The following is a 22,920-nucleotide window of genomic DNA, read 5'->3' as shown; positions in this document are numbered from 1 at the left end:
TTCCTTCGATGATGGCGGATGCAACCCTTTAAGGTTTAGCAGCCTGGGGTGGGAGTGCAAGCGAGACGGCCAACAGATCCCCCTCAGCGACGCCCCCCCTGTAGGAGCAGCCTTGTGCTGCGAAGAGGCCGTGAGGGCAAGCTGGGGCTACTGGCCTCTTCGCAGCGCAAGGCTGCTCCTACAAGGAATTGCGGGCCGCTGCTCAGAAGCAAGCGAGACGGCCTGGGAGATCGCTCTGCCTGTAGGAGCAGCCTTGTGCTGCGAAGGGGCCGTGAGGGCAAGCTGGGGCTACTGGCCTCTTCGCAGCGCAAGGCTGCTCCTACAAGGAATTGTGCGCCGACGATTAGAAACAAGGAATTGTGCGCCGGCGATAAGAAATCAGGGGTGATTCTGCCTGGGCAAGCGCTGCGACAGCTCATCCAACAGGCGCTGCTCGCGCTTGTCTTCGGCGCGCCGCGCTTCATCCAGGTAACGCTGTACCAACTTGCGCAACCCCTCGACCCGGGCATAGGCCTGCTGCCAGGTGCCGCGGGCGTTGTTCAGGTTGTTCTGGTGCCAGGTCAGGCTCTGGCGCTGCTGGGTCATGGCTGTTTCCAGCTGCCCGAGAAAGCGCTGGTAATTGACCAGCCAGCTGCCATTGACGCCCTGCCCGCCGCGGTTGATCCACTGCAGCTGGTAGTCCTCGCGAAAACGCTCCAGCTCAGCCAACTTGACCTGCGCCTGGGTCACCAGTTGCTGAAAATGCCCAAGGCGCTGGGCGGCCTTGCGCTCGGCCTCTTCGGCCATGTCCACCACCGGCGCCAGGCGCGCGGCTCGTCCGGGCAGTGCCATGGCCTATCAACCGCCCGCCGGAGGCGTGAAAATCGCCCCCAACTGATCGCGGCTCTGCGCCATGCCGACGTTCTCGTCCAGGCCTTGACGCAGAAAGTCCACCAAACGGGACTGCAAGGCGATCGCCAGGTCGGTCTCCGGGTCACCACCGGCCACATAGGCACCGACGCTGATCAGGTCGCGGCTCTGCGACAGGCGCGACCACAACTGCTTGAATTTTTGCGCCTGGCGCAGATGATCAGCATCGACCACTTGGGGCATTACCCGGCTGATCGACGCTTCGATGTCGATCGCGGGGTAGTGGCCTTCTTCGGCCAAGCGCCGGGACAACACGAAGTGGCCGTCGAGCACCCCCCGCGCCGAGTCGGCGATCGGGTCCTGCTGGTCGTCGCCCTCCGACAATACCGTGTAGAACGCAGTGATCGAGCCGCCACCAGGCTCGCCATTGCCCGCCCGCTCCACCAGCTTCGGCAGCTTGGCGAACACCGACGGCGGGTAACCCCGGGTGGCCGGCGGCTCGCCGATCGCCAACGCGATCTCACGCTGGGCCTGGGCAAAACGGGTCAGCGAATCCATCAGCAACAGGACATTCTTGCCCTTGTCGCGGAAGTATTCGGCAATGCGCGTGCAATACATGGCCGCGCGCAGGCGCATCAACGGCGCGTCATCGGCGGGCGAGGCGACCACCACCGAGCGCTTGAGGCCTTCTTCACCAAGGATGTGCTCGATGAATTCCTTCACCTCGCGGCCCCGCTCGCCGATCAGCCCAACGACGATGATCTCGGCTTCGGTGAAGCGCGTCATCATGCCCAGCAACACCGACTTACCCACACCGGTACCGGCGAACAGGCCCAGGCGCTGGCCACGGCCGACGGTGAGCAGGCCATTGATGCTGCGGATGCCCACGTCCAGCGGCACGCTGATGGGGTCGCGGTTGAGCGGGTTGATCACCGGCCCATCCATCGGCACCCAGTCTTCAGCCTTCATGCCGCCTTTGCCATCGAGGGCGCGCCCGGCGCCATCCAGCACTCGCCCGAGCATGCTCATGCCCATGGGCAGGCGGCCGCCGTCGTCCAGCGGTACCACCCGCGCACCGGGGGCGATGCCGACGATGCTGCCAACCGGCATGAGAAACACCTTGGACCCGGCAAAGCCCATGACTTCGGCCTCGACCTGCACCGGGTGGTAGCTGTCGTCATTGATCACCAGGCAGCGGCTACCCACTGCCGCGCGCAGGCCTTCGGCTTCGAGGGTGAGGCCAACCATGCGCAGCAGGCGGCCTTCGACGATTGGCTGCACCGGCAGCTCGATCGCCTCGGCGTAACTGCCCAGGCGCTTGCCGAAACTGGTGCGGTCAAGGCGCATCGGGGCGGTCCAGGTCGATCGACACATCGGCCGGTGCGGGGTGCAGGGAATGGTCGTGAAGCTGGTCGAACAGCTGCGCCACGGCCTTCTCGATGCGTGTTTCCATGCTGGCGTCGATACGGCTGTGGGCGGTCTCGATGCGGCAGCCACCCGGCAGCAAAGCTTCGTCTTCGAGCAGCCGCCAGTTTTCTTCGTGGCGATCGCGCAAGGCCTTGGCCAGTTCGAAGTCCTGGGGGTTGAGGTGAATGCGGATGTTGTCGGCGCCCATTGGCAGCAGCTTGAGAGCTTCGCGCAGCACGTGGGTAATCTGGCTGGAATCGCTGCGCAGCTCGCGGCCGATCACCTGGCGGGTCATGTGCGCGACCAGGTGCACCAGGGTTTTCTCGATCTGCGTGTCTTGCTCGGCGATGGGCGCCATCAGGTTGACCATCAGCCGCTCGAGGCTGCCGACCTTGGCCGCCAGGGCCTGCTCAGCCTCTTGGCGCACCTTCAGCTGGGTGCTGTGAAAGCCCTCGCGCTCGCCGGTGGCAAAGCCTTCGTTGTAGGCGTCCTGGCGAATGGCTTCGAGTTCTTCGAGGGTCAGCGGCTGGACTTCTTCCAGCGGCACTTCCTCGACTTCTTCCTCGATGACTTCGGGTTCCGGCTCGGGCTCGGGTTGCGGCTCGGGTTCCGGGTCGAAGCTAGGCAGCGCCCAAACATCGACGCCCTCAAGGTCGCGGGCGCGGATCAGGTCGCTGGGGTGATGTTCTTTGCTGGACATGCTGTGATGTTCTCAAACCACGTTCAGCCAACGCGATCCCTGTGGGAGCGGGCTTGCCCGCGAATGCGTCGGCAGGGACAACCTCATCACCCGATCTGGCGCCTTCGCGGGCAAGCCCGCTCCCACAGTGGGCTGCGCCAGTCGGCAGAATCCGGCAACGTTAGATCATTTCCTCGGCACCCTTGCCGCCGAGCACGATCTCGCCGGCCTCGGCCATGCGTCGGGCGATGGTGAGGATTTCTTTCTGCGCCGTTTCCACGTCGCTGACCCGTACCGGCCCTTTGGCCTCCAGGTCGTCGCGCAGCAGTTCCGACGCACGTTTGGACATGTTCTTGAAGATCTTGTCCTTGACCCGCTCGTCGGCGCCTTTGAGCGACACCACCAGCACGTCCGAAGACACCTCGCGCAGCAGCGCCTGGATGCCACGGTCGTCGACATCGGCCAGGTTGTTGAAGACGAACATGAGGTCTTCGATCTGCTCCGAGAGGTCGTTGTCGACTTCGCGGATCGAGTCCATCAGCGCACCTTCCACCGAACTGTCGAGGAAGTTCATGATGTCGGCAGCCCGCTTGATACCGCCCAAGGTGGTCCGCGCAGCATTGGAGTTGCCCGAGAACTGCTTCTCGAGGATCTGGTTCAGCTCTTTCAGCGCCGCCGGTTGCACAGTGTTCAGCGACGACACGCGCAGGATGATGTCCAGGCGCACCTTGTGGTCGAAGTTGCTCAGCACTTCACCGGCCTGGTCAGGGTCCAGGTAGGCGACCACAATGGCTTGGATCTGCGGGTGCTCGTAGCGGATCACATCGGCCACGGCACGCGGCTCCATCCACTTGAGGCTGTCCAGGCCGCTGGTGTTGCCCCCCAGCAGGATGCGGTCGATCAGGCCGTTGGCCTTGTCCTCGCCCAGGGCCTGGTTGAGCATCTTGCGGATGTAACCGTCAGAGCCCACGCCCAGGCTGGTCTGGTCGCCGACGATGTCGACGAACTCACTCATCACCTGCTCGACCTGGTCGCGGTGCACGTTGCCCATCTGCGCCATGGCCACGCCCACACGTTGCACTTCCTTGGGGCCCATGTGCCGCAGTACCTGGGCAGCATCGGTTTCACCCAGCGAGAGCAAGAGGATCGCCGCTTTGTCGACGCGGCTCAGCTTGGCGGTAACGGCTCGGTTATCACTCATCGGCGTTGATCCAGTCTTTCACGACCTGGGCCACGCGGCCCGGGTCTTCGGCCACCAGGCCTTTGATTGCGTTGAGCTGTGCCTCGTAGCCCTCGCTCGGGCTTGGCAACAGAATGCTTGTCGGGCCACCCAGACTGACGCGGTCGTTGGCCAGTTCGCCATCCAGACCGATCATGCCGCCCAGCTCCATGTCGCTGTCCGAGGCAGCCTGCTTGCCGCCCCCTGTGATGTTGTTGAGCACCGGGCGCAGCACGCCGAACACCAGCACCAGGATGAACACCACGCCCAGCACTTGCTTGACGATGTCCCAGAACCACGGCTGCTGATAGAAGGCGATGTCGGCGATTTCTTCGCCGCGGTCGGCGGCAAACGGCACGTTGATCACCGTCACGCTGTCGCCACGGCTGGCATCGAAGCCGACCGCGTCCTGCACCAGGCGGGTAAAGCGCGCCAGGTCCTCGGTACCCCAAGGGGCACGCGTGGTCTCACCACTGGTGGGGTCGATCTTGAGCTGGTCGTCGACCACCACCGCCACCGACAGGCGGGTCATGCGGCCCTGCTGCTGACGGGTGTGGCTGATGGAGCGGTCCAGCTCGAAGTTCTTGGTGCTTTGCTGGCGTTTGTCTGCCGGGTACGGCGCAAGCATCGGCTGGCCGGTGGCCGGGTCCATGATCTGCTGGCCGTTGGCATCCACCAGCGGCTGGCCGGGCTGGATCGCGGCGGCCGGGGTGGCGGCTGCACCCGTGGTTTGCGGCGCAGACGCCGCACCCGGTGGCTGGTTGCTCAGCGCGCCGGGCACGCCTTGCGGGCCCTGGCTGCTGGCGCGCTGTTCGTCCACCGACTGTTCGCTGCGCAGCGCCGGCTGGTCGGGGTTGAACTGCTCGGAGGTCGACTCGACCGCACTGAAATCCAGGTCGGCGGAGACTTCGGCCTTGTAGCGATCGTTACCCAACACCGGCTGCAAGATATTGTGCACGCGCTGGGTGAGCATGCTTTCCATGCGGCGGCTGTAGTCGAACTGCTTGCCCGCCATGGTCAGGGCGGTGTCCTGCAGCTGTTCGGAGAGCAAGTTGCCCTTCTGGTCGACGACAGTGACTTGCGACTTGTCCAGCTCTGGCACGCTGGTGGCGACCAGGTTGACGATCGCCATCACCTGCCCGGCTTCCAGGCCACGGCCTGGGTACAGTTCGACCAGTACCGAGGCGCTGGGCTTGCGTTCGTCACGCACGAACACCGAACTTTTCGGGATGGCCAGGTGCACGCGTGCAGCCTTGACGTTGTTCAGGCTGGAAACGGTACGGGCCAGTTCGCCTTCCAGGCTGCGGCGATAACGGGTGGCCTCCATGAACTGGCTGGTGCCCAGGCCCTGCTCCTTGTCGAGCAGCTCGAAACCGACGTTGCCATCGCTCGGCGCCACGCCTGCGGCCGCCAGCTTCAGGCGCGCACGGGAGAGGTCGTCGGCCTTGACCAGCAGGGCGCCGGAATTGGGCTCGACGTTGTAGGGAATGTCTGCGGCGGCCAGGGTTTCCATGACCTGCTTGGTGTCCATGCCCGACAGGCTGCCATACAGCGGCCGATAGTCAGGCTGTTGCGACCACAGCACCACGGCGAAGCCGATCGCCACGCTCGCCGCCAACCCGACCATGAGGCCGACCTGACGCAGCATGGGCATCTGCGAAATGTTTTCCAGAAACGCCATGCCGAACAGCGGCGGCTTGGCCGCTGGCTGGCCGCTCTTGGCGGGGGCGTTATCGATGACTGCTTCAGCCATGGGTTACGTCCGTCCTCAAACCGGCATCTGCATGATGTCTTGATACGCCTGGACCAGCTTGTTGCGTACCTGGGTGAGTGCCTGCATGGAGACGCTGGCTTTTTGCGAGGCGACCATGACATCGGTCAGGTCGACGCCGGTCTTGCCAATTTCGAAGGCGTTGGCCAGCTGGGTGGAAGCCTGCTGCGTCTCATGCACCTTGCCGATGGCCTGGCCGAGCATGTCGGCAAAGCTGCTCTGGCCCGGGGCCAGTTCGGGGGCAGCGGACACCTTGGGCAGCGACATGGCATCAGCCTGCATCGCGCGCATGTCCAGCATCAGACGATTGAATTCAACACCTTGGCTCATGACCTTCTCTCTCCGGCGGCCGCATTTTTTTGACACTCATGCGGCGGATAGCTCGTGTAAAGCAACAAAGGTGCCAGCCTTGCTACCCCTTCTGATTTGACGCGCCGTTGTAGGAGCGGCCTTGTGTCGCGAAAGGGCCGCAGCGCGGCCCCCGCGATCTTTGATGCGAAGCTGAAAACCTGGGGCCGCGCTGCGGCCCTTTCGCGACACAAGGCCGCTCCTACAAGGGCCGCAGCCGACATAACCCGCACCAGCGGCTTATCAGCCGAAGAGGCTGGCCTCGACGTCGAACCCGGCATCGCGCATCTGCGCCAGCTTGTAACGCAGGGTGCGTGGGCTGATGCCCAGGCGCTCGGCGGCTTCCTTGCGGCGGCCGCGCTCGGCGCGCAAGGTGTCGATGATGGTCTGGTACTCATGGCGGCGCAGGTCATCGCCCAGGCCACTGGCTTCGGCAACCACGGCTGCCACTGACGGCGCCGCGCCGGCCGACAATGGAATGGCGCCCGCCAGACAGAAATCCGCCGCTTCGATCACCCCACCCTGCTGCAGGATCAAGGCGCGCTGCAAGGCGTTGTCCAGTTCGCGCACGTTGCCGGGCCAGGCATGCGCCTGCAGGCAGGCCCGCGCATCGGCAGACAGGCGCACGGGTGCGTGCTTCATCTTGCTGACATGGCGTGCCAGCAAACGCTCGGCCAGCGGCAGGATATCGCCCTTGCGCTCGCGCAGCGCACACCAGGCCAGGGGGAACACCGACAGCCGGTAATACAGGTCTTCACGGAAGCGGCCAGCCGCCACTTCGCCTGCCAGGTCGCGGTTGGTGGTGGCCAGCACGCGGATGTCCAGGCTGATCGGCTTACGCCCACCTACCCGCTCCACCTCGCGCTCCTGCAGCACCCGCAACAGCTTGGCCTGCAAGGCCAGCGGCATCTCGGAAATCTCGTCGAGCAGCAAGCTGCCGCCCTCCGCCTGCTCGAACTTGCCGGCCTGGGCCGCGATGGCGCCGGTGAAGGCGCCTTTCTCGTGGCCGAACAGCGTGGCCTCGAGCATGTTGTCAGGGATGGCCGCGCAGTTGATCGCCACAAAGGGCTCGGCCGCCCGCGGGGACTGCTGGTGAATGTAGCGCGCCAGCACTTCCTTGCCGGTACCCGACTCGCCAGAGATCAACACGGTCGAGTCACTGCGCGCTACCCGCGCAGCCAGTTCGAGCAACTGCCGGCTGGCAGGCTCGCAGGCCACTGGCCCTTCTTCTTCCGCTGCACTGACACGGCCTGCGGCGTGGCGCTCCACCAGGCTCAACAGCGCCTTGGGTTCGAAGGGCTTGACCAGGTAATCGGCAGCGCCTTGGCGCATCGCCTCCACGGCACGCTCGACTGCGGCATGCGCCGTCATCAGCAGCACCGGCAGTTGTGGCTGCTGGCGACGCAATTGCGCCAGCAGCTGATGCCCATCCATGCCGGGCATGTTCACGTCGCTGACCACCAGGCTGAACGCCTCGGCCAGCACCGCCTCCAGCGCCTCTTCGGCACTGCCCACGGCCCGGTAATCGAAGCCGCCGATTTCCAGGGTATCGCCAAGCGCCTGGCGCAATACGCGGTCATCCTCGACCAGCAGCACCTTGATCGCCATCAGCCCGCCTCCGCCAGTTGCCCATCGATCAGCGGCAGCTCGACCCGCACGCAGGTGCCGCGCCCAACCTTCGAACGCAGGCTAAGGGTGCCCTGATGCGCCCGCACCACGGCCTTGACCACGGCCAGGCCCAGCCCGGTGCCGGTGGCCTTGGTGGTCAAGAACGGCTCGCCCAGGCGGCCCAGCAAATCGGCGTCGATACCGCTGCCGGCATCACTCACGCACAGGCACAACACCTGCTCACGACGGAACACGTGCACCTTGAGCCGGGCCGGTTCTTCGCTGGCTTGCAGGGCGTTCTCGATCAGGTTGAGCAAGGCGCCAACCAGGGTATCGCGGTTGCACAGCAGCTCGCCCAGGTGGCTGTCGCACTGCCAACGCACGGCATGCCCTTGCACGTGCGACTGCGCCGCCTGCTGCAGGGCCTGGAACAGTGCTTTCGGGGTCACACGATCACCCAGCGGCAGCTCGCCGCGGGCGAACACCAGCATGTCGCGCACCTGGTGCTCCAGCTCGTGCAGGCGTTCCTTCAAGGTACCGGCGAAGCGCTGGCGGGTTTCGGCGCTCAGGTCTTGCTCGCTGTCGGCCAGGTGGCTGGCGTAGAGCATGGCCGCCGACAGTGGCGTGCGAATCTGATGGGCCAACGAGGCGACCATGCGCCCCAGCGACGACAAGCGCTCATGGCGCGCCAGCTGGTCTTGCAGGCGACGGGTTTCAGTCAGGTCGTTGAGCAGCACCAGTTGGCCGGGTTCGGCATCCAGCGAGCGGGTGGCGATGGACAGGCGGCGGCCGTCGCGCAGCGACACTTCATGGCCGTCATCCTTGCGCGGGGCAAAGCTGCGGGCAATGACCTGGCGCCACAGCTCACCGATCAGCGGCTCGCCGAGCAGTTCGCAGGCGGCGGGGTTGGCTTCACGCACCCTGCCCTGGCCGTCGATCACGATCACCCCACCCGGCAACAAGTCCAGTAGGTTCTGCAGGCGGTTGGCCAGGCGTTCCTTTTCATTCAGTTCGTCCATGCGCTGGGCGCTGACCACGGCCAGTTCGCCCTTGAGCTCACTGACGCGGGCTTCGAGCAGGCTGTAGGATTGGCTTAGCTGGCTGGAGACCTGATTGAACAAGGCGAAAGCCTGCTCGACACCCTGTCGGCTTTCCTGCTCGACCGGGGTATGCCCCTGCAGATCGGGGGCTCGGGAAACGTGGGCTGCCTGGGGCATCGTGCTCTCTCGCGTGGCTGACCGTCATAAAAACGGTGTGGTGCCAGCGGTGTAGCAATAGCCGTGCCGAAGATGGGGTTTTACCAAACTGCGATGCGTATTGTGCAACCTGTGTAGGAGCAGCCTTGTGCTGCGAAGAGGCCGGCGCATGCACAGAGCCTTTCTGTGCTGCCACCGGCCTCTTCGCAGCACAAGGCTGCTCCTACACGGGTTTACCGACTGCCTGAAACAGGCGCAACGGGGGTCAATCCTCCGCCTGCTCCTCGCCACCCTGACGGCTCATACCGTACTTGCGCATCTTCTCGACCAGCGTGGTACGGCGGATACGCAAACGTTCAGCCGCGCGCGCAACGATACCGTTGGCATCGTCCAGCGCCTGCTGGATCAGGCCCTGCTCCAGGCTGCCCAGGTAGTCCTTGAGGTCAAGGCCTTCGGGCGGCAGCATCGCGGGGTTGGCGAAGTTCGGTGCATGGCCGTTGATGGCCACGCGCTCTTCGAGATCACTGCGCAGGTGGTCGACCATCTGCTCGTCTTCATCATCGACGTAGCGGAATTTTTTCGGCAGTTCGGACACGCCGATCACCCCGTACGGGTGCATGATCGCCATGCGCTCGACCAGGTTGGCCAGCTCGCGCACGTTGCCCGGCCAGCCATGCCGGCACAGCGACATGATCGAGGCAGAGTTGAACCGAATCGAGCCGCGCTTCTCGTGCTCCATGCGCGAGATCAGCTCGTTCATCAGCAACGGGATGTCTTCCACCCGCTCACGCAGGGGTGCCATCTCGATGGGGAAGACGTTCAGGCGGTAGTACAGGTCTTCGCGGAACGTCCCATCCTCGATCATGCTTTCGAGGTTTTTGTGGGTCGCGGCGATGATGCGCACGTCGATGCTCTGGGTCTTGTTGCTGCCCACGCGCTCGAAGGTGCGCTCCTGCAACACGCGCAGCAGCTTGACCTGCATCGGCAGCGGCATGTCGCCGATCTCGTCGAGGAACAGGGTGCCGCCATTGGCCAGCTCGAAACGCCCGGCACGGCTGGTGATGGCACCGGTAAAGGCGCCCTTCTCGTGGCCGAACAGTTCGCTTTCCAGCAGCTCGGCCGGGATCGCGCCGCAGTTGACCGGCACGAACGGCGCATCGCGGCGCTTGGAGTGGTAGTGCAGGTTGCGCGCCACCACCTCTTTGCCGGTGCCCGACTCGCCGAGGATCAACACGCTGGCATCGGTGTCCGCCACTTGCTGCATCATCTGCCGCACATGCTGGATGGCGCGGCTGGTGCCGACCAGGCTGCGGAACAGGTTCGGCTCGCGCTGGCGCCCGCGCTCGCGTGCCTGGTCGTACATCTCGCGATAGACCTGGGCACGGTGCAGCGAATCGAGCAACTGGCTGTAGCTCGGCGGCATTTCGAGGTTGGAGAGGACCCGACGGCGAAGCTCTTCCGGCAACTCTGCAGAAGAAATTTCACCTAAAAGCAGCACCGGAAGGAACTCATCCCACCCGGCCACTGTCTTAACGAGCCCAAGGAGATTGCCCGGAGCATTCACGGCACCGACAAGCACGCACAGCACTTCCCGACTCGAAGACAACGATTCCACCGCCTGCTGCCAGTCCTGGCTCGAGCATGCGAGGTTTTCTTCGCCTAGAAAATTCAGGACCACCGCCAGATCGCGGCGGCGGGCGCTGTCGTCATCGATCAGAAGAATCTTGGTTTCACGCCACATGCAATAGCAACTTCCCTAGTCATATCGGCGCCCTGTGGGGCGTGCTCGACATCATTCCGACTGAATGGTCAGTGTTCGGACGTCTGAAATTCGAAAACAGCCACTAGTAAAGTCAAAAACTTAGAAGCAGTCAAATTTATGGCGCCGAGCTTTGCGTTCTGCTCAGCGTCAGCTGAACAGATGGTATACCTTTGTGGCCTGTTTCGCTTGATTGATATTGGTCATTTGCTGGACTAAAGATTGACGTTCGTCACTTGCAACGTCGATTAGTTGGCGATAAACGTCCATCAGCGCTTCGAGGTTCACCCGAACCGCCGCCTCATCCTCCACCGCCCCTTGCAGCAATTCGTCCATCTGCGCCCTGCAGGCCAGGTCTAGCTCGCCGATGGCGGCCCAGTCGCGCGCTTGCAGTGCCTCGTTCAGGGCCTGACGGGTGTCTTCGATTCGCTGCAACGCGTTCATGTGGCCTCCTGGCGTGTCACTGCTCGGCTGTGGCGATGGCATCCCAACCGCTTTTGACGGTGATCATCAGCTGGGCGACTTCGTCGATGATGGCGGGGTCGCTGTCCAGGTTGGCCTGGATCAGACGGGTGGCCATGTAGGCATACAGGCTGTCGAGACGGTCCAGCTCATCTGGGTTGTCGGTCTTGTCCTTGTCCAGCCCTTCACGCAGGCCACCGATGATGTCGATCGCCTTGCCCAGCATCACACCCTTCTGCGCCACGTCGCCGCGGCTGATCGCGCCCTTGGCCTGGGCCATACGGTCGAGCGAACCTTCCATCAGCATCTGCACCAGGCGGTGCGGGGTTGCTTCGGAGATCTGGGCGTGGGAATTGACCTTCTGGTACTGGCGAAGGGCTCTCATCGGGTGCATGGGGGATCCTCAGTGAACGGGGCAGAACAGTGGCCGTATACCTAGGTAATCGGCCCTGAGCTGGATTTCTTTAGGCGATCAATCGTCGCTGTTGGACTTGTTCAGCGCGTTTAGCGTGGTCATTACGCTGTCGCTGGTCGCCTTGAGCTTGGCCACCAGGGTGTCCATGGCGTTGTACTTCTTGGTCAGGGTGTCGGTCAGCGACTCGATACGGCGATCAAGCGCGGTCTGCGACTCTTCCAACTGCTTGAGCTGGGTGGTCAGGCTCGCCTGGCGCGACGCGAGGATACCCCCTGTCTTGGCGTATTCTTCAGTGGCCGCGGTCATGCGACTGAGCAGGCCTTCCTTACCGATGAACAGGCCACTGATGTCTGCGCCCATCGTTTTGACTGCGGCATCCCACTTGTCGTTGTTGAGCTCAAGCAACCCCGTCTTCTGTACGGTATTGATGCCTAGCTGCGACAGCGTACGCAGACCACCGGTACCCACACTGCGGGTGAGCTCGCTACGGATCGAGCTGACCAGCGAACGCATGGTCGCATCGCCTGTCAGCGATGCACCCGAGGCGCTGCTGTCGTCGGCGCCCGTGGTGACCTTGGTCTGCGCATTGATGGTCGTCATCAAGGCGTTATAAGCGGTCACGAAGGACTGCACCGAGGTTTTCAGGGTGTCGTTGTTGCTCGCCACCACAAGGCTCGACTTGCCTTCCTTGACCAGGGTGATGTCCACACCACTGACCGCACCGGTCACGGTGTTGGAAGCCGATTCCAGCTCGAGGCCGTCGAGCTTGTACTTGGCATTCTGCGGCTCTGCAATGGTCGTCACACCGGTGGCCATGTCGGCGGTGCCACCCAAGGTCAGCTCGGTGCCATCACCCATTTTGGTCGACGAGAAGATCAGCCGCGAACCACTGGCGTCAGTGACGATGTTGGCTGTGATGCCCTTGGATTGCAGTTGATCGTTGATCGAGTCGCGCGCCTGCTGCAGCGTTGCACCCGAGGCGATGGACACGTTGTGCGTGGCATTGCCCTGGCTAATGGTCAGGGTTTGCGACTCGCCCGAATCGTTGATGATGGTCGAGGTGTTCTTGTAAACCTGAGTCGAAATCTTGGATGCCGTTGCCAGCTGGGTCACTTCAAGCGAGTACGTGCCCGACGACGCGCCATCACCCAACTTGATCTTGGCGATAGCTTCGTCAGACGACGACCCAGACAAACCATTGAAGCTCGCTGCGGTATTAAGCTTGACCAGCGCCGCGCGGTACGTTTCCAGCGCACTTTTGATCGTACCGATGGCCGACAAGGTAGTGGTGGCGGTGGCGGTCTGATTATTGATCTGGGTTTGCTTGGGTGCTTTCTCTGCACCCGCCAACGCCGCAACAAGCTCGTCGATCTTTAGACCTGAACCCAGTCCGGTAATAGTAGAACTCGCCATCTTCACACTCCTTATCGGTGACCGTCGGAAATCCGACGAAAACGCGTCCGTGCGGCTTTACAACAAAAGCCGTGCCAACTCAGGCCTGGGTATCGAACAACAGGCTGTTGGCATCCTTCAGGTTTTCCGCCAGTTTCAGTGCCACTTCGGAGGGCAACTGACGGATGACTTCGCCGCTCTGGCGGGCGATGACCTTGACGACCACCTGGCCGGTGGAGTCATCGATCGAAAAATCGAGTTGTCGCTCTGAAGCCTTGACGAAGTCCTGGATGGCATTGACTGCGGTCTCCAGGGTTTCTCGGGCTACAGGCTGGGATTCTTGCTTGGCAGGCTCGTTAGCCGCCAGCTCGTTCTCTTGCCGCTTGCTCGCTGTTGCTTCGGGAGCAGCGGAGGCGGGATAGGACAGGCCCAGTTTCACGCTCATATCCATTTCTGGCACCTCTTGTTCTCGGAAAGACGAAAGGGTACGTCACCGTACCCTTCGTCAAACTACTTAGCGATCAGGATCAGCCCAGCAGTTTCAGTACCGACGACGGCAGCTGGTTAGCCTGGGACAGGATCGCGGTGGAAGCCTGTTGCAGGGTTTGCTGCTTGGTCAGCTCGGCGGTTTCCGAAGCGAAGTCGGCGTCCTGCACACGGCTGCGGGCAGCGGTGGAGTTTTCCGAGATGCTGTTCAGGTTGGCAACGGTGCTGTCGAAGCGGTTTTGCACAGCACCCAGCTGAGCGCGCTGGCTGTCGATCTGGGCGATAGCGGCATCCAGAGCCTGGATGGCTTTCTGCGAATCGGCAGCAGTGGTGATGCTCAGGTTGGAAACGGTGGTTTCCTGGGTGATGGCTTTGGTGCTGTTGGTGGTAGCCAGGCCCAGAGCGGCCAGACCGGTACCTTGGCTGCCGTCGGCAACGGTGATGTTTTCTTTCGAGAACAGCTTCAGGGTGTTGTCGGCGTTCTTGCTGGCGGTGACGCCGGTGCTCGCGGTGTTGATCGCCGAGATGATGCCGTCCAGGGTATCGCCCTTGGTGAACTTGACTTCAGTGCCGTTCAGGGAGATCGAGGTATCAGCGGTCAGCTTGGCCTCGGTGGTGCCAGCAGCCAGGCCGATTTTAGCCAGGGCGCCTTGGCCAGCGGCACCAGTGCCGTTGGTCAGGTTGATGGCTTTGCCATCAATGGAGCTAAGCTGCAGACGGCCTTCGGAGCTCAGGGTTGCGCTGACGCCGGTAGTAGCGGTTTCGTCATTGATGGCCTGGAGCACATCGCTCATAGCGTCACCAGCGGCGGCGCCAATGGCAGTGCCGTTGATGTTGAAGGAAATCGCTGCTGGGAAGCCAGTGGATGGAGTAACTGTCGCTGCCGCCGCAAAGCCACCAGTATCAGCCGGATCACTACCTACCGCAGTGGCGGTGAAGGTAGAGGCAGAGCTCATTACGATCTTGCCGGTACCATCATCAGCAGCGCTTACGCCAGTGGTCGCAGTTTGACCATTGATTTTGCTGATTACACTTGCAGTGTCATCGTTCTCGTCCAGGGTGATCGGGGTAGCAGCGCCGTTAAGGGTCAGGGCTACAGTTTCACCAGCTGCTGGCGCGGTGAAGGTTACAGCTGCTGCAGAGTACGTGGTAGCACCAGCTGGCGCTACAGCGCCAGTAACGACTGCAGACAAGTCAGTAGCCTGGCCATCAGTCTTAGCTTCGCTGAACGAACCTTTCAGGCCAGTCGAGCTGATGTCGGTCATGCCGAACGAGATGGTTTCGTTAGCGCTGGAACCGATCTGGAAGCTGACGTTCTGGAAGGAACCGTCGAGGATTTTACGACCACCGAAGGTGGTGGTGTTGGCGATACGGGTCAGTTCGCCCGACAGCGCGGTGAATTCTTGTTGCAGGGAAGTACGGTCGTCATCGCTGTTCGAGCCGTTCGCCGACTGCAGGGACAGTTCGCGCATACGCTGCAGGATGCTGGTCGATTCTTGCATCGCGCCTTCAGCGGTCTGGGCGATGGAGATGCCGTCGTTGGCGTTTTTCACGGCAACGCTCAGGCCTTTGATTTGGCTGGTCAGACGGTTGCCGATCTGCAGGCCGGCGGCGTCGTCTTTGGCGCTGTTGATTTTCAGGCCGGAAGACAGGCGGGACATCGAAGTACCCAGCGCGTCGGAAGCACGGTTCAGGTTCTTCTGAACGCCCAAGGAGGTGATGTTAGTGTTAACGGTCAAAGCCATGACGAATTCCTCGTTGAATGGATACAGCGGCTTCCGGCCCTGGCAACCGCCGGGTGTGGCCTAGAGAACCTTCGTAATGGTTATCGTCGGGTGCGCGGGTTGCTTGAGGGGTTTTTCAAAAAAAAAATGGTGGCACGCTGCCAGCCCAGTGAAATCAGGGGGTTAAGGGCGAATTTTTGACGTCAAAATCTGTGCAGAAAAACCTAATGGCACTGCCAACCTGTGGGAGCGGGCTTGCCCCGCGAAACAGGCAACGCGGTGGATGGCACCGGCTTTGCCGGTGTTCGCGGGGCAAGCCCGCTCCCACAAAGATGGCACAGGCTTCAAAAATTGGTTCCTACAGCTGGATCTACAAGGATCTTGAATCATCCATGGACCCACACCCGGCAGGCACAAAAAAAGCGCCGGGCGGTGGCCGCCGGGCGCTTTTTTTAGGCTGCTGAAGGTCAGTCGCGATAGAGAATCGCCGAGCCCCACGACAGGCCCACACCGAACCCGCTGATCGCCACACGCTTCCAGTTACCGTCGAGCATGTGCTTCTGCAGCAGCAGCGGCACGCTGGACGACACGGTATTGCCGGTCTCCAGCATGTCCTTGACGAACTTCTCCGGGTTTTCTTCCTCGAAGCGGCGCGCCACAGCATCGACAATCGCCGCACTGCCCTGGTGGATGCAGAAGGCGTCGATATCCTTCGAGGTCAGCCCGCTGGCGTCGAGCAGCTCATGCAGGTGCGCCGGCACTTTGATCAGGGCAAAGTTGAACACCTGGCGGCCGTTCATGAAGAACTTGCCGTCGTTGACCTTCAGGTGCTCCGCGCCGGAACCGTCGGTGCCAAAACGCGCCTGGCCCAGGTTCCACACCGCATTTTCGCCCATCCAGGTGGCCGTGGCGGCATCACCGAACAGCATGGTGGTGTTGCGGTCTTCCGGGTCGACGATTTTCGAATACGGGTCGGCAGTGATCAGCAGGCCATTCTTCAGCCCTGCCGCTTCCATGAAGCCCTTGATCGCATACAGGCCATACACATAACCCGAGCAGCCCAACGACACGTCGAACGCCGCCACGCGGGTCGACAGGCCGAGCTTGCTCTGGACGATGGCGGCCGTGTGCGGCAGGCCTTCTTCGTCACCGTTCTGGGTGACCACGATCAACGCATCGATCGATTGCGGATCAAGGTCAGGGTTGGCGGCGAACAGGGCCTTGGCCGCTTCGACGCACAGGTCCGAGGTTTCTTGGTCTTCGGCCTTGCGCGGCAGGAAGGACGCGCCGATCTTGCCGAACATGAACTCTTCGTCCTTGCCGAACTTCGCACCCTGGACGTAGTTGTCCAGGCCAGCGGTGGGCACGTAACTCGCGATGCTTTTGATGCCAATCATTCTGGCTTCCCAATGAAAACAGCCAAAGACCACCACTCGATGAATTGAGGGCGCCAAATACCGGAGCGTCACCCCACAGGGGGCAAGCAAGGCCTGGCAGCCTCGCTCGAATGCAAACCGGTAACAAAATGCTGCAACAGCTGCTGCATAGAATACAGGGAAGATGACCGTTTTGACTCATTGGTCACATTGAAATGCTACGAAAGCCTGGCGGGGGGTGTGGAGACTGGAGGGTTTTGCGGGGGGATTGAGGGATTTGGGGGCGCTTTGCGCCCCCAAAATCTCACAGCAAGATCAAAGCTTGTTGAACAGGCTCAACTGCGAAATCCGCGCAAACGCCAGCTGCGAGGCCTCGAGCATCGCCTGTTGCAGGGTCAGCTGGATGGTCGCCGACGCCATGTCGGTGTCGCCAATGGCGCTCTGGGTGGTCTTGTTGGCCAGGCCCAGGCTGATGTTCTCCTGCTCCTGGATCTCCAGCGAGTTACCGCGCGCACCAATCGAACCGCGGGTAATGTCGATACGCTCGCGGGCACTGGCCAGGTTGGAGATCGCCGAGTCGGTCGCCGTCTTGAGCGCTGCCTGCGCCTCTGGGCTGTCGACTGGCTTGCCCAGCGCCGTGCGCAATTGGCCGAGGCTGTCGAGCACGTTCTGCGTGCGGTGCGTGTTGGCCGTCACCGCGAACTGGTCACCTTCGCCAGGCGCACTGTCGAGCTGGAAGGTCACGCCCGCCACCGTAACCGCATTACCCGCCCCGACCGTGCCCGAGGCCACCGGCTTGCTGTCGGCACTGTACGGCTGCGCATACAGCGAATACTCGGTCGCACTGGTGAACTTGATCACCGCGCCATTGCTGGGGAACGTGCTGCGATAAGCATCGGCATCGGTGATGCTGCTGCCGGTAACCTGCGCGGTCGATGGGTTACCCGCACTGCGCGTGGCATTCAGGGTGTCGGGCTTGGCTTCGAGGGTGAACACATGGCCCGCCACCGCCGCGTCGGCATCGTCACCTTCCTGCAGGTTCAGGTTGATCTCGAAGTCGACACCGCGCAGCGAAATCATCTTGCCGCCTTCGGTGTTGACGTCGAACTTGCCGTTGCTCGCGGTTTCGCTGGTGATGTCCTTGCCGGTGGCATCCTTGACGCTGTACTCGGTGGCACTGGTGAAGGTGATAGTGTACGGCTGGCCGCCGGCGAACTGGTTGTTGTAGGTGTTCGCCGAGGTCATCAGACCACCGGACAACAGCACCTTGCCATCATCCGGGGTCGGCGCCTGCAGGCTCGACTGCGTACGGCTGTTGTTGGTCGCCTGGTCGAAGATGCTAAAACCGCTGTCATTGGTCGCCAGGCTCAAGGTATCGGAGACCTGCAGGCTAAGCTGGGTCTGGTCACCCTGGTAGCTGTAGGTACCGTCGCTATTGCGCACGTAGGGCGGCGTTGACGACTTGGAGCCACCGAACATGTAGTCGCCATTGGCGTCGCGGGAATTGAGCAGGCCGAAGACGTTCGCCTCGATCTCTTTGATCTCGCTGGCGATCGATGCGCGGTCGGCATCGCTCTTGCCACCGTTACCCGCCTCCAGCGCCAGCTCGCTGGCACGCTGCAGAGCATCGTTGATGGTCGAGAGCACGCTCTCTTCCTGCAGCAGGGCATTCTTGACCGTGGTCATGTTGCCGTTGTACTGGTCCAGCAGCGCGCTCTGCTGCTGCAGCAACAGCAGGCGTGCGGCACCGACCGGGTCATCGCCCGCCGTCTGGATACGCGACTTGGAAGTGATCTGCTCGGTGGTCTTGGCCGTGTCCGAGAAGTTCTTCGAGTAGGTGTTGGCGCTGGTCTCATAAAACTGAGCAGTAGAAATACGCACGGCCAGCACTCCTTAAAGGGCGTTGATCAAGGTCGAAAAGGTTTCTTGCGCCGCCTTGATGATCTGCGACGACGCGGTGTAGTAATGCTGGAACTTCACCAGGCTGGCCGCCTCGTCATCGAGGTTGACCCCCGACACCGCACTGCGGCTTTCGGCGGCGGACTTGAACACGGCCTGGGTCGCGGTGGTGTCGATGGCGGCCTGGCTGGCCTTGGCCCCCACGCGCTCGACCAGCGAGGCATAGGCCGAAGTGAAACTGGTGCCACCGCCAGAGCCGGTGGCCACGGTCGATTTGGTCTGCAGCTCCAGCAGCGAGGTAGCGTTGCGGTTATCGGCCTTGCCGTCGGCATTGAACGACAGGGTAAAGCTGTCGTTGGCAGACGGGCTGCCGCCGATGGTGGTCTCGACATTGAAACTGCGCGGCTTGCCGTCGCCATCAAGGATCGGCTGGCCAGCGGCATCGAGCATTGGCACGGCGACGGACAATTTGTTGTCCTGCCCAGGCACCACGCTGCCGGTGCCGATCTGCGTGCCCTTGGCATCGAACAGCTTGTAGCCCTGGGAACCGCCGTTGGCGGCGTCGAACACCACGCGCACCGGCATCGAGTCGCGAATCGCCTGCTGCACCAGCGCTGTATCGGCACCGCCGTAGATGTCCAACGAGTCGCCCAGCACCGGCTGGCTGATGGTGCCGGTGCCCCCGTTGCCGCTGCCCGCCGTGGCGCTGATCGGCCCGGCAAAGGCCAGTTTGTTGGCATCGGTCATGATGGTCGAGATGTTGCCCGCCGCGGAACGGGTCGGGATCACCTTGAAGCTGTCCCCCGCGGCCAGGCCACCGCCCTTGAGCGCCAGGCTGAAGCCGTCGATCACCGGGGCCGGGTCGGCGTTCAGGTCGAAGCTGCCCATGTCGGTGCCATCGGAGCGGCGCACGCTGTACTGGTTGGCGCTGGTGAACTTCACTTCGTAGTCGTACGTGGTCAGCGCGCCGCTGTCGGCAATGGTCACATCGAGGTTGCCGGACCCGGCACTGTTGCTCGACGAAGCCAGGCTGCGCTGGGCCAATGCACTGGCGCTGTTGATGCTGGAGAACAGCGCGCTGCCGAATTGGGCGTTAGCATCCAGGCCTTGGCCCAGCTGGCTGTTGATGCTGTCAGCAACCACCAGGGCCACGCGGCCGAGCTCGTTCATCGACGGCATCAGCACGTCCTGGCGGTAGCGCAGCAGGCCGCCGATCGTGCCACCGGTCACCACCGAGGTCACGTCAGAGCTGAACGACTCGTAGTTGATGCGCAGGCTGGCTTGGCTTTTGTCAGCCACGCCCGGCTGCACCGACAAGGTGTTGGCCTTGACCCCGGTGACCAATGACTGGCCACTGCCCAGGTAGACGTCATAGTTGCCGTCGCGCTCCTGCACCGTGACCCCGACCAGCTCGTTGAGCTGGCGCACGGCTTCGCTGCGCGCATCCAGCAGGCTGTTAGGGGTATTGCCGGTGGCGGTGGCCGCGACGATCTGCTTGTTGTACTCGGCGATGTTGCTGGTGAGCTTGTTCACCTGGCCTGCAAGCGTGCCGAGCTGAGAGTTGATCGTTTCGTTCTGCTGGGTCAGCTGAGTGCCCACCGCATTGAAGCGGTTGCTCAGGGTTTGCGCCTGGGTCAGCAGCAACTGCCGCGAAGCGACATCACCCGGCGTGGCCGAAGCGGTCTGCAACGCCGAGAAGAACGCGGTCAGCACCGAGCTGATGCCGGTATCACGGTCGGCCAGCAATTTGTCGACGCTGGTGATCTGGTCCTGGAACGCCAGCGAGTCAGCCTGCAGCGAGGTCGCGGTCTGCAACTGATTGTCCAGGTAGGCGCTGTAGATCCGGCGCACATCCGAAAGCGTGGTGCCCGTACCCAAAAAGCCCGCGCCCATATTGTGCGAAGGGCCCGCAACCTGAACCGCTTGCTGGCGCGAATAGCCACTGGTGGCGGCGTTGGCAATGTTGTTACTGGTAACCGACAGTGCCGCCTGGCTGGCACCAAGGCCACTCAGACCGATCGAAATCAGACTCGACATGTTTTAGTCCTTATAGATTCGTAGTTCTGCCAGCCATGGCGTATTGCGGGGTTGCTTGCATTTGCTGGGCGATGCTGATGATCTTCTTCGCATAGCCCGGGTCGGTCGCATAACCTGCTTTTTGCAGCTCTCTTGCAAACTGCTCAGGGTTATCGGCCGCGTCCAGCGCACCTTGATAGCGGGAATTGCCCTGTAACAGGTTCACCAGGTCATGGAAGCTGTCCTGGTAGGAATCGTACGAACGGAACGCTGCGGTTTCCTTGACGAACTGGCCATCGCGGAACTCGCTGGTGATCGCCCTCGCCTGCTCGCCCTGCCAGTTGCCACTGGCCTTGATGCCGAACAAGTTGTGGCTGCTGCTGCCGTCGGTGTTGCGCATGACCGACTTGCCCCAGCCCGTTTCCAGGGCCGCCTGGGCGACCAGGTAACGCGGGTCGATACCGATGCGCTTGGCGGCCTGCTCAGCCATCGGCAGCATGGTGGCGACAAAGGCGTCGCTGTCGGCGAAGGCCTTGTTCGGCGCCAGCGGCGGCTGGGCGACGGCACGCCCGACAATGCGCAGGCCGTTTTCTGGCACGGCGAAGGCCTTGGCCACTTGCTGGCCGTCACGGGCCGGCACGCTGGCGGTGTTGGTGGTCGCAGCCGACGGCACGATGCCTGCCAGCAGGCGGTCGGTGAGCTTGCTCGGCAAGGCCAGGCGCCGCGCATTGAGCGCCGCGACGTCATTGCGCGCTGCGCCGGTCTCTGCGGCATGCGCAGGCTCAGCCACCTTGTTGCCCCACAGCGCCGGGCCACTGCCCTCGCTGCGCGGAAACGGGCTGGTGGCGCCAGCCGTGCTCTTGCTCTTGGTCAACTGGCGCACCAGTACGTCCTGCAGGCCGATACCACCCCCCTCGCGGGACATGCTCACGGCCAACTGCTGGTCATACATGTCGCGGTATTGCTTGACCGTCTCGGTGTTCATCGGGTTGTCGTCGGCCAGCACATCGCTGGCCTTGCGCGAGGCCTTGAGCATTTCGCTGATGAACAGCGACTCGAATTCCTGGGCCACCTTGCGCACGTTGGCTTCGCTGTCGCGGTCGCCGTGCTTGAGCGAACTCAGGCGGTTGAGGTCGGTGTAGGCGCCGCTGTCGGCACTGCCAGACACCAAGCTTTTGCTGTTCATGCGCGGCGTCCTCAGATCACGATCAGGTCGGCCTGCAAGGCGCCGGCCTGTTTCAGGGCTTCAAGGATCGCCATCAGGTCGCCGGGTGCCGCGCCGACCTGGTTCACCGCGCGGACGATTTCATCCAGCGTGGTGCCCGGGCCGAACTTGAACATCGGCTTGGCTTCCTGCTCGGCGTTGACTCGCGAACGCGGCACCACGGCGGTCTGGCCGTTGGAGAACGCGCCCGGCTGGCTGACGATCGGGTCTTCGGTAATGGTCACGGTCAGGCTGCCGTGGGTGACCGCCGCCGGCGACACCTTGACGTTCTGGCCGATGACGATGGTGCCGGTACGCGAGTTGATGATGACTTTCGCCACGGCCTGGCCTGGGTCGATATCGAGGTTTTCCAGAATCGACAGGTAGTCCACGCGCTGGCTCGGGTCCATCGGCGCACTGACGCGCACCGACCCGCCATCCACAGCCTGGGCAACGCCGGGGCCGAGCAGTTCGTTGACCTTGTCGACGATACGCTTGGCCGTGGTGAAGTCCGGGCGGTTAAGGTTCAGGGTCAGGCTGTTGCCCTGGTTGAACCCGCTCGGTACCGACCGCTCGACGCTGGCGCCGCCAGGAATTCGCCCGGCCGACGGAACGTTGACGGTGATCTTCGAGCCGTCACGGCCTTCGGCATCGAAGCCGCCCACCACCAGGTTGCCCTGGGCGATGGCGTAGACGTTGCCATCGATACCTTTGAGCGGGGTCATCAGCAAGCTACCGCCGCGCAGGCTCTTGGAATTACCGATCGAGGAGACGGTGATGTCCACCACCTGGCCCGGCTTGGCGAACGCCGGCAGGTCGGCATGCACCGACACCGCCGCGACGTTCTTCAGCTGCACGTTGCCGGAACCGGCCGGCACCTTGATGCCGAACTGCGACAGCATGTTGTTGAAGGTCTGCAGGGTGAACGGCGTCTGGGTGGTCTGGTCACCCGTGCCGTTGAGCCCCACCACCAGGCCATAGCCGATCAGCTGGTTGGAACGCACGCCAGAGATGCTGGCGATGTCCTTCAAGCGCTCGGCCTGGGCCGCGAAGGCGCAGGACATTAGCAGGGTTGCGGCAATCAGCTGCCTCACGTTGAACATGGTCATC

At 62.8% G+C, this 22,920-nt stretch carries 19 protein-coding genes; all 19 read right to left on the bottom strand.

Features of this window, described 5'->3' with window-relative positions:
- Positions 1-378: 378 nt before the first annotated feature.
- Positions 379-831 (bottom strand): flagellar export protein FliJ, encoded by a 453-nt coding sequence (gene fliJ / locus AB7M33_RS16530; protein ID WP_027593028.1) that lies wholly within the window; start codon positions 829-831, stop codon positions 379-381.
- 6 nt (positions 832-837) lie between these two features.
- On the bottom strand, positions 838-2,196 hold the full coding sequence (fliI, locus tag AB7M33_RS16525) for a flagellar protein export ATPase FliI (protein WP_085272503.1): 1,359 nt from the start codon (positions 2,194-2,196) through the stop codon (positions 838-840).
- Positions 2,186-2,956 (bottom strand): flagellar assembly protein FliH, encoded by a 771-nt coding sequence (gene fliH / locus AB7M33_RS16520; protein WP_454243129.1) that lies wholly within the window; start codon positions 2,954-2,956, stop codon positions 2,186-2,188. The genes fliI and fliH overlap by 11 nt, the downstream gene beginning before the upstream one ends.
- Before the next feature lie 160 nt (positions 2,957-3,116).
- Positions 3,117-4,136 carry a flagellar motor switch protein FliG gene (fliG, locus tag AB7M33_RS16515; protein ID WP_027593031.1) on the bottom strand — a complete coding sequence of 340 codons (1,020 nt, stop codon included), beginning with the start codon at positions 4,134-4,136 and terminating at the stop codon, positions 3,117-3,119.
- Positions 4,129-5,907, bottom strand: coding sequence for a flagellar basal-body MS-ring/collar protein FliF (gene fliF, locus AB7M33_RS16510; RefSeq protein WP_454243128.1), 1,779 nt, complete (start codon positions 5,905-5,907; stop codon positions 4,129-4,131). Before fliF ends, fliG begins: the two co-directional genes overlap by 8 nt.
- 15 nt (positions 5,908-5,922) lie before the next feature.
- Entirely contained in the window at positions 5,923-6,255 is a 333-nt protein-coding gene (gene fliE, locus AB7M33_RS16505) for a flagellar hook-basal body complex protein FliE (RefSeq protein ID WP_027593033.1), read from the bottom strand.
- A gap of 261 nt (positions 6,256-6,516) precedes the next feature.
- Positions 6,517-7,881, bottom strand: coding sequence for a sigma-54-dependent transcriptional regulator (locus AB7M33_RS16500; RefSeq protein ID WP_265970333.1), 1,365 nt, complete (start codon positions 7,879-7,881; stop codon positions 6,517-6,519).
- Positions 7,881-9,098, bottom strand: coding sequence for a sensor histidine kinase (locus AB7M33_RS16495; RefSeq protein ID WP_274888752.1), 1,218 nt, complete (start codon positions 9,096-9,098; stop codon positions 7,881-7,883). Before AB7M33_RS16495 ends, AB7M33_RS16500 begins: the two co-directional genes overlap by 1 nt.
- A 244-nt stretch (positions 9,099-9,342) precedes the next feature.
- Positions 9,343-10,818 carry a transcriptional regulator FleQ gene (gene fleQ, locus AB7M33_RS16490; protein ID WP_099428640.1) on the bottom strand — a complete coding sequence of 492 codons (1,476 nt, stop codon included), beginning with the start codon at positions 10,816-10,818 and terminating at the stop codon, positions 9,343-9,345.
- 168 nt (positions 10,819-10,986) lie between these two features.
- Positions 10,987-11,280 (bottom strand): flagellar protein FliT, encoded by a 294-nt coding sequence (locus AB7M33_RS16485; protein ID WP_099428639.1) that lies wholly within the window; start codon positions 11,278-11,280, stop codon positions 10,987-10,989.
- A 16-nt stretch (positions 11,281-11,296) separates the two neighbouring features.
- On the bottom strand, positions 11,297-11,692 hold the full coding sequence (gene fliS, locus AB7M33_RS16480; protein ID WP_186703692.1) for a flagellar export chaperone FliS: 396 nt from the start codon (positions 11,690-11,692) through the stop codon (positions 11,297-11,299).
- Between the two features lie 78 nt (positions 11,693-11,770).
- On the bottom strand, positions 11,771-13,126 hold the full coding sequence (fliD, locus tag AB7M33_RS16475; protein WP_454243127.1) for a flagellar filament capping protein FliD: 1,356 nt from the start codon (positions 13,124-13,126) through the stop codon (positions 11,771-11,773).
- A 79-nt stretch (positions 13,127-13,205) separates the two neighbouring features.
- A complete protein-coding gene (locus AB7M33_RS16470) occupies positions 13,206-13,556 on the bottom strand; it encodes a flagellar protein FlaG (RefSeq protein ID WP_238215392.1) in 351 nt (116 codons plus the stop codon).
- 76 nt (positions 13,557-13,632) lie between these two features.
- A complete protein-coding gene (locus AB7M33_RS16465) occupies positions 13,633-15,336 on the bottom strand; it encodes a flagellin N-terminal helical domain-containing protein (protein WP_454243126.1) in 1,704 nt (567 codons plus the stop codon).
- 446 nt (positions 15,337-15,782) lie between these two features.
- A complete protein-coding gene (locus AB7M33_RS16460) occupies positions 15,783-16,712 on the bottom strand; it encodes a ketoacyl-ACP synthase III (RefSeq protein WP_265970322.1) in 930 nt (309 codons plus the stop codon).
- Between the two features lie 294 nt (positions 16,713-17,006).
- On the bottom strand, positions 17,007-18,572 hold the full coding sequence (locus AB7M33_RS16455; RefSeq protein WP_099428636.1) for a flagellar hook-associated protein 3: 1,566 nt from the start codon (positions 18,570-18,572) through the stop codon (positions 17,007-17,009).
- A gap of 12 nt (positions 18,573-18,584) precedes the next feature.
- Positions 18,585-20,627 carry a flagellar hook-associated protein FlgK gene (gene flgK / locus AB7M33_RS16450; protein WP_454243125.1) on the bottom strand — a complete coding sequence of 681 codons (2,043 nt, stop codon included), beginning with the start codon at positions 20,625-20,627 and terminating at the stop codon, positions 18,585-18,587.
- Positions 20,628-20,637: 10 nt separating this feature from the next.
- On the bottom strand, positions 20,638-21,792 hold the full coding sequence (gene flgJ / locus AB7M33_RS16445; RefSeq protein WP_238215401.1) for a flagellar assembly peptidoglycan hydrolase FlgJ: 1,155 nt from the start codon (positions 21,790-21,792) through the stop codon (positions 20,638-20,640).
- Positions 21,793-21,803: 11 nt separating this feature from the next.
- On the bottom strand, positions 21,804-22,913 hold the full coding sequence (locus AB7M33_RS16440; RefSeq protein ID WP_454244228.1) for a flagellar basal body P-ring protein FlgI: 1,110 nt from the start codon (positions 22,911-22,913) through the stop codon (positions 21,804-21,806).
- Positions 22,914-22,920: the final 7 nt, after the last annotated feature.

The sequence above is a fragment of the Pseudomonas sp. Y3 TE3536 genome (genome assembly GCF_053629175.1).
This window is presented reverse-complemented; position numbering and strand designations above follow the sequence as displayed.